This is a genomic window from Microvirga sp. GN3, from assembly GCF_055792825.1.
Window position 1 is genome coordinate 1 of sequence record NZ_JBVVAK010000256.1, and the last position, 7,273, is coordinate 7,273.

6 protein-coding genes and 2 pseudogenes are annotated in these 7,273 nt (G+C 59.7%); 7 read left to right on the plus strand and 1 reads right to left on the minus strand.

Features of this window, described 5'->3' with window-relative positions; translation table 11 throughout:
- The first annotated feature begins 836 nt into the window (after nucleotides 1–836).
- The 7 genes and pseudogenes from ACS5Q1_RS45380 to ACS5Q1_RS45410 all read left to right on the plus strand — a co-directional run.
- Entirely contained in the window at nucleotides 837–1,388 is a 552-nt protein-coding gene (locus ACS5Q1_RS45380; RefSeq protein WP_473104373.1) for a hypothetical protein, read from the plus strand.
- Between the two features lie 41 nt (nucleotides 1,389–1,429).
- The gene (locus ACS5Q1_RS45385) at nucleotides 1,430–3,067 is read left to right on the plus strand and encodes an integrase catalytic domain-containing protein (protein ID WP_473104374.1); all 1,638 of its coding nucleotides are present in this window, start codon (nucleotides 1,430–1,432) and stop codon (nucleotides 3,065–3,067) included.
- A gap of 301 nt (nucleotides 3,068–3,368) precedes the next feature.
- On the plus strand, nucleotides 3,369–3,770 hold the full coding sequence (locus ACS5Q1_RS45390) for a hypothetical protein (protein WP_473104375.1): 402 nt from the start codon (nucleotides 3,369–3,371) through the stop codon (nucleotides 3,768–3,770).
- A 15-nt stretch (nucleotides 3,771–3,785) separates the two neighbouring features.
- Nucleotides 3,786–3,917 (plus strand): hypothetical protein, encoded by a 132-nt coding sequence (locus ACS5Q1_RS45395; protein ID WP_473104376.1) that lies wholly within the window; start codon nucleotides 3,786–3,788, stop codon nucleotides 3,915–3,917.
- 904 nt (nucleotides 3,918–4,821) lie between these two features.
- A pseudogene (locus tag ACS5Q1_RS45400) lies at nucleotides 4,822–4,992 on the plus strand (IS6 family transposase); the annotation flags it as partial.
- 376 nt (nucleotides 4,993–5,368) lie between these two features.
- Nucleotides 5,369–5,530 (plus strand): hypothetical protein, encoded by a 162-nt coding sequence (locus ACS5Q1_RS45405; protein ID WP_473104377.1) that lies wholly within the window; start codon nucleotides 5,369–5,371, stop codon nucleotides 5,528–5,530.
- A gap of 726 nt (nucleotides 5,531–6,256) precedes the next feature.
- Nucleotides 6,257–6,451: pseudogene (locus ACS5Q1_RS45410) on the plus strand (DDE-type integrase/transposase/recombinase); the annotation flags it as partial.
- 193 nt (nucleotides 6,452–6,644) lie between these two features.
- On the opposite strand, the gene ACS5Q1_RS45415 reads toward ACS5Q1_RS45410, so the two are convergent.
- Nucleotides 6,645–7,273, minus strand: a 629-nt coding sequence (locus ACS5Q1_RS45415) for an IS110 family RNA-guided transposase (protein WP_473104378.1), incomplete at its 5' end; no start/stop codon positions are given.

The window sequence follows — 7,273 nt, forward strand, 5'->3', positions numbered from 1 at the left end:
TAGAGGCAGAAGGCATCCATGGCGCTGGCTCTCGCGGGACAGCCCATATTTGCCTCCGCAGCCCGGCACCCAACCTATTCTGAGCAGGCACTTGGATCGAGCAAAAATCGTTCACCAGCCTCTAGCACTCGTGCTGTGCTGGGCAGAATCGGAACGGTCCATAACGTGCGCAGTCGAATGGCGAAATTCGCTTGGACTTATCAACGGTCGGTCGCAGAACAGTGGGAGAGGCTTGCCCCATAGGAGAATACGAACCGTTCCACGATCTTTCGGTCCGCAGTCAGAAGTTACGATGGGACCGGAAGCTGAGGTGCCACCCGACGAGATTGAGGCCGGCAAAGCCTTGGAGACAGCGGCGCAGGTGAAGCGGTGGCGGAGCTATTGAGGTCTATAGTTTCACGGAAGTTCTTTTTGCGAAGTCAGGGAACAGCTCAGAGGCCTCGGCCATCCGAAACGTTAACGAGACAGAATAGCCTACCAGAGGTGACGGGCAGGGCTGTATGGATCCCACGATAAATTGAAGAGGTATCCGGCCACCAAAGCGAGAACACCTACATTTATAAGGGCGAGCAAAAGCAGGGTGACACGGGTCCTTCTCTCATTCCCGAATAAGCTGAATTGAGTGACCTTCGGCTTCTCGCGTTGCTCCTGTTCGTCGTAACGCTCATCTATCATGGATTATCTCCGAACCCGCCAAACTTATCAGCCGCACACGGACACGAGAAGGTCATCCAGAATTTCCAAGAAGACGCTTTAAGGAACTGCTCGTCTCAGTGGGGAGCGATCTCGCGCCATCGGTGGATCACGCGGCGGGTCGCAACGTCGAATGCCCAGAAATGTCCCTGAGACGGGTGGTCGGACGTCCGGCTGATCGGGATCCCAAGATACTTGCACAGCAGCAACGTGCCTACACCACCATGAGAGAAACTGACGCAGCACGTGACCGAGGCGCTGCCGTCGGTCCTTGCAGGCGGCCCTCCCCTGATCGTCCGCTGCTGGTGGCCTCTCCCCTCGCCCGCCAGAAGCCGCTGCACGTGCGGGCCATGCTGCGGCGCGAGCCGTTCCTGAACCTCGTCGGCGACACGGACCCGCAGGAATTCGAGCTTGGCTCGCTGTGCCTCGAGATCGGCCGCGACTCGGCCGCGGTGAAGGGTGTGCTCTCCCGCAAGCCGCGGGTCAAGCCGCTGTCCGAGCTGACGCACGTCGTGGCCCGCGACTACGGCTCCCGCAACACCTGTGCCTTCGCCGTGGTGGCGCTGGACAGGCCCATCGACGCGTCCTTGATCAAAGTGGCAAAGGACTGGGGCAAGGCGGAACCAAGTGACGCATTGCCTCAAGGAAAATGTTACCGAGCGCGCGCGTTGCCTCACCCAAAATGTTACCCGTGAAGGCGCATACTGCACGATGCCTTCACCACTAGGGAGGCATCATGAAGACGAAGATGACACATGCCATGCGCATGGATTTCGCCAATGCGATCCGGGATCGCTATGCGGCCGCCGCGAACAAGGACAAGCGCAGGATCTTGGAGGAGTTCATCGCGGCGACAGGATATCACGAAAAGTCCGCAATCCGTGTCCTGAACAGCCACCCGGAGCCGAAGAGCCGGCAGACCCGTCAGCGCCCGTCGCTCTATGATGAGGCTGCTCGGGGTGCTTTGATTGTGCTGTGGGAGGCTTCCGATCGCGTCTGCGGCAAGCGCCTTAAGGCATTGCTGCCCATCCTATTGCCGGCGCTGGAACGCAATGGACATTTGAAGCTCGAGGAGGAGATACGCTGCAAGATCCTGTCGATGAGCGCCGCCACGATCGACCGCTTGCTCCAGATGCCGAGGCGCGCTACCCGCACGAAAAAGCCCGCAAGGGCTGTGCCAGAGCCGAGGCGGCGCATCAAAATACGCACCTTTGCTGACTGGAATGAGCCGCTCCCCGGCAGCATGGAAATGGATCTGGTCGCTCATTGTGGGGAGGTGAACCGCGGGAGCTACGTTCACAGCCTGGTTCTGACTGATATCGCGAGCGGGTGGACGGAGGCCGCGCCCATCGTGGTCCGGGAAGGTGCCCTCGTGGTCGAGACACTTGAGCGCATCCGCGTGGGCTTGCCCTTTGCCCTGAGAGCCCTGGACGTGGACAATGGCAGCGAGTTCGTCAACAACAGGTTGATCGAATATTGTCTTGGTCATGGCATCGAACTCACTCGCGCACGGGCTTACCGTAAGAACGACCAAGCATGGATAGAGCAGAAAAATGGCGCCGTTGTGCGGAAGCTCTTGGGCTATCAGCGCTTTGAAGGCTTGGCGGCAGCCAGGGCAATGACGCGTCTTTACGGGGCCTCCAGGCTGTTTGTGAACTTCTTCCAGCCCTCGTTCAAGTTGGCTGCCAAGCAGCGCGACGGGGCGAAGGTGTCTAAGCGCTATCATCCGCCGCAGACACCCTGCGAGCGTCTCCTCCAGGCCGAGGATACTCCGATGGCCGTCAGGAGTAAGCTGAGCGAGATCGTCGCCGAGCTCGATCCGCTGAAGCTTTTGGAGGAGATGCGAGCTGTACAGGCTTTCCTGGCAGCGTTGGCTGACGGCGAAACACCGCCGCCGGCGACATCCGAGCCGCCCAACCTGGCGGCGTTCGTCGCAAGTCTATCGAGCGCCTGGCACGCAGGCGAGATCCGTCCGACCTTCTCTGTCGAAGCCAAACCGCGTTACCTGCGAAGCCTACAAAAGGTCTCAACACAGGCTCCGATTGCCGGTCCGACCGCCGCGCTCAAGCTGGCGATCCAACCTGCGCCCGCGGCAACGCCAGCGAAGACACCAGACAAGCCGAAGCCGGTCTACGCGGAACCTGGCCAAGCCCGCATCCAGGCGCTCCGCATGGTGTGGCCGATCGCGTGCCGCCGATTGGAAGAATTCCCCAATATCAACGCCATGCAGCTCTTCGAAGAGTTGTGCGTCCAGTTTCCAGGTCGCTTTACCCGCAAGCAGTATAAAACGTTCGTCCGACGGGTCAGTCTCTGGCGCCAAGCGGCTCGCGCGCGGCCTTGTCATTGGGCCCAAAACGTATCGTCGGCTCAATGACAAACCGCGTGGTCGACGCCCCGATATCTTTAAGGACCATTGGGAAGAGATGGCAGTGTGCCTTGAAGAACGTCCAGATCAGACCGCACTTGAACTTCTCGTCGAATTCCAAGCCCGTTACCCTGGACAATACAGCTTGCGACAGCTTCACACGCTGCAGAAGCGAGTAAGGGCTTGGCGACAACAAGCCGTGCAGCGCCTCATCGGAGAGGCCAGCAGCCCAGCGCCATATATCGCTCCAAATCCCTCATGCCGGGCGAGTGGGTAACATTCTGGATGGGGCAGACGGTAGCAAAATTACGTGAGGCAACACGACACCAAGGCCTATCTCGAGTCGCATGTGCATGACGGGGAAACCGTCGAGATGCTGCTCCTCGACGGTTCGGACTTCCTCAAGGCGATCAACGCCCGCTGCGAGACGATCGACAAACTCCGCTCGCAGATCGACCTGGCCTACAACTCCATCAAGCGGATCAGGGCCAACGTCAACCGCGTGCTCAGGCGATCTCCCGATGCGCTGGTCGACCTGGAGATGGTCACCGAGGACCGAATGCTCACCGGCCGGGTGCAGCGGCTGAAGCATCTGCTCGTTTGCGTGGCGCAGCTGAAGGAGGCCCGCCGCCTGGAGTACCGGGCGAGCGACGGGATCAAGAAGTCCTGGTTCGGGTACGTGTCCTCGCAGGAGACGGAGCTTGCCCTGTAGTGGAACGCCGTCGTAGTGTGGGAGCACCTCACCGTCGTGGCGGAGGAGAAGGAAGGGCCGACCTCCAAGGGGCGCATCGTCAACAAGATGATCAACAACGGCTCGAAGGGGCAATACATCCGTCGCGCCGGAGACAAGCTGAGTTGAAACGGGATTCCGGAACTGGTGGTGCCGTCCTACTGGACGAGTTGCACGGACGTGAGGAACGGGGTGGTCGACAAGGCGCAGTGGCGCGGTCCGGTATTCGTGGCGAGCACCGACGGGCGGCGCGCGGATGCTAACCTGCACGCGGCGCACACGCTGGCGCTGTGATCCTCCTGCGTCCGAAGGCGGCGGCAGCAGCTGCGGCGCTCGCCGCCTAGAGCCTCCTTCGTGACAAAGTCTTCTCCCAGCGGAGGGTGCGTCCCCGAGCCGGACGGGACGCCCCGACCACAATGCCTCGCATTTGGCCGGGGAGGTTCACACACGACTGACGTCGTTGACGGGCATTAAGATCGCAATACGCGTGCCACTCGGAGCATGAAATTTTATACGCCTATTTAGGTAAGTATAGGATCACATTTCGAGCACAATTCAATAAGTAGATTAGTTTCAACAATAACACAAACTCATCACACAAGGGGATATACACTCATGTTCGCTGTTATATTTTTCGCAGCATTAGGCGGATTACTGTCCTGCTTACTTGTGCGTTCCCACGGATGGTTAGCCATAAACCTCGCCTATGCAGGAGGGAGTATAGCATTTACTCTTATCGCAGGATTGTTGACTTATAGATCCCCCCTTAGGGAAATGTCCGAAGAGAACGCAGAGTACCCCTCCGCTAGATTCTCGGCTCCCTGCGGAGGTTTTGCATTGGATGCGTCCAATAACCCACTGCACCTGCATGGCCGACCGGAAGACTGCGGACATTCGTCTCGAACGTGCTGCCTTTGCTTGCGGGAACGAGCAGGCCAAACGCCTTCATCCGGCCAGGATCTGGATAGAGAGTTCGGTTGTGATCCTGACCAGCCGGGTGCGGGCCGCCATAAGCGTGCGGGTCAGCGTGACAGCCAAGCGCTTCCTGCGCAAGGCCCTCAAGCAGTACGGACGTCCTGAGCAGATCGTCATTGACCGCAGCCAGACCAACCGTGAAGCGATCCTGTCGCGCAATATGGCAGACCCGCTCAAACACAGTACATGGCGTGATCTGAAGTCCATTCGCATCCGCCAAAGCGGCTATCACACGGATGTATTTGACAAGCCGCTTTCGACATCAGAACGAGCTTTTGTCATATCGCTGAGGTCCTGAGGCGTCTGCGTCCAACATGTCACGGTCTGATAAGGCATGGATCTGGACGCAACATAGTACGACGAGAGGCTCGCCGGGTCTGCTTGGATAGCATGGGCGTACACAGTGCCTGGCTCTCCCAGCGAGTGGATCGGCATGGTTGATTCAGCAAGAGTCATGGTGCTTGGGTGCCCCGGCGCGAAGAGCAGGGCGTGGGCCGTCCCTATTTGCTGATACCACCCTGGTATGCGGGCCTGTCACCCGGCTGTCGTACTGAGAATTGAGCCTGAAGTAGCTCACGAGCCTCTCCGGCGAGAGGAACCTCTGGATGTTGCCAATCGCCGCCAGAATGCCCATCGCAACGGTTGCATTCCCCCGTGGTCGTCATCAAACGCCCGACTTGCGAATCCTTGAGAGCTTTCCGGGCCAGGATCTTGTCCAGTTCTGCGACCTCGGCACCAAGCCGATCAAGTTCGCCGAGATGGCATAGGATCACACCGCGCTGATTCTCGGCAGGCGGGAGGGTCCCTAACCAAGCTCTCCCTCACTGGGAGAATAGGCTACCCTGATACAAAGGGATCAGGTGGGCGTGCGGGGCCGAGTGGATCCAGTTCTTGAGGTGGGTCATTTGCGCGATGAGTTGGGGGATTCCGCCGTGATACGCTGATGGGTCTCGGTCTCCTCATCTGACATCCAGACTTCGGGCAGAAACCCGCTCGCGTAAAGCTTCGCCAGTAGCCGTGCATCGATCTTGCACTACGCGCGCCACGAAGGGTGACGGCAGGCGCACAATGACGGGTATTACAGGTCGCCTCGAGGACGACCTTGTCATCAGGCTTCAGTAACTTGGCAAAGTGCAGGAGGCGGTTGTGGTCGAAATCGACCTTTCCGGTGTCCCGGAGTGTCCCATTCCCCCAAACTGCCGTCTGGACAAAAGAACGATGGACATCGAGAGCAATAATCCTCATCCCCGGGTCCTGTTGGATTGCATTCACTCGGGAGATGGCGGGCTACACGACAACTAACGATCTGCGCTCGGAACGTACCCGGACCAGTTGCAGGGCGCCAGACAACAACACGAGCTCTCAGCTCATGAGATACGACGGCCTGCCCACCTTGCGTGCTCCCGATACCCCTATCCCGGTCAGCTGATGGCAATCGACCCTTCAGCTTTCTGAAGCGCGGATAGAAGGTGTCGCGCCTATTCATGCCCGATAACAACATCATCGAGGCAGACCATCGGGCCATTAAACGACGTGTGCGCCCTACGCTGGGTTTCAAGTCCATGAATAGCGCTCGCGCTGTGCTGGGCGGCATCGAACTGATTCACATGATGCGCGAAGGACAGGCGAAATACGCCTGCATTCAGCAACTGTCACTCGTTGAGCAGTTCGAGCGGCTCGCCGCATGATGGTCTTCGCAGGTGGGGCCTTCCAATGTATTCGACGCAGTCTGCGGGTCGATGACGCGCACCTGCAGTCCCATCAGCGGAATGACCTGACCTCCGTCCCGGCAGGGACGTCTCGGCCCATCCGACGAGCGGACGCAATCTGGCAGTGCCTTAGCTTCTAGTCATCGCCGGTCCCCCAGGCTGCGGCGCGCGCTCATGCGCTTGTGCGGGCGGACCGATCAAAGAACTCGCCGGTTTTCAGCATCGTGTGCATGATCACGGCGAGTTTTCTCGCCACGGCAATGGCGGCCCGCTTGAAGCCGACCCGCTCGCGGAGTTTGAGGCCCCAGGTCCGCAGGCCGCTCTCGGCCGAGCTGCGGGTCAGGATGACCGTTGCGGCCTCAAACAGAAGCCCTCGCACCTGACGATCGCCCCGTCGGGAGATGTGGCCATCATAGTCGACCTCGCCCGACTGGTAGCGTCGGGTGGTCAGGCCGAGCCAGGCGCCGACGGAGCGGGAGTTCTTGAAGTTGTCCGGATCCTCGATAGCGCTTGCAAAGGATGTCGCGGTGATTGCTCCGACCCCAGGGATCGACATGAGAATGCGACAGGCTTGGTTCTGGCGCGCGCCAGCCACGAGCTGACGTCCGAGTTCCATGGCTCGGATGCGCAGGCTGCGCCACGCCTCCAGCATCGGCAGCACGATCGCAGCGAGCTCGTCCTGGTCGACCAGGAGACTGCGGACATTCTTCTCGAACGTGCTGCCCTTGCCGGCGGGAACGACTAAGCCGAAGGTCTTCATGAGGCCGCGGATCTGATTTGAGAGCTCGGTGCAGATCCTGA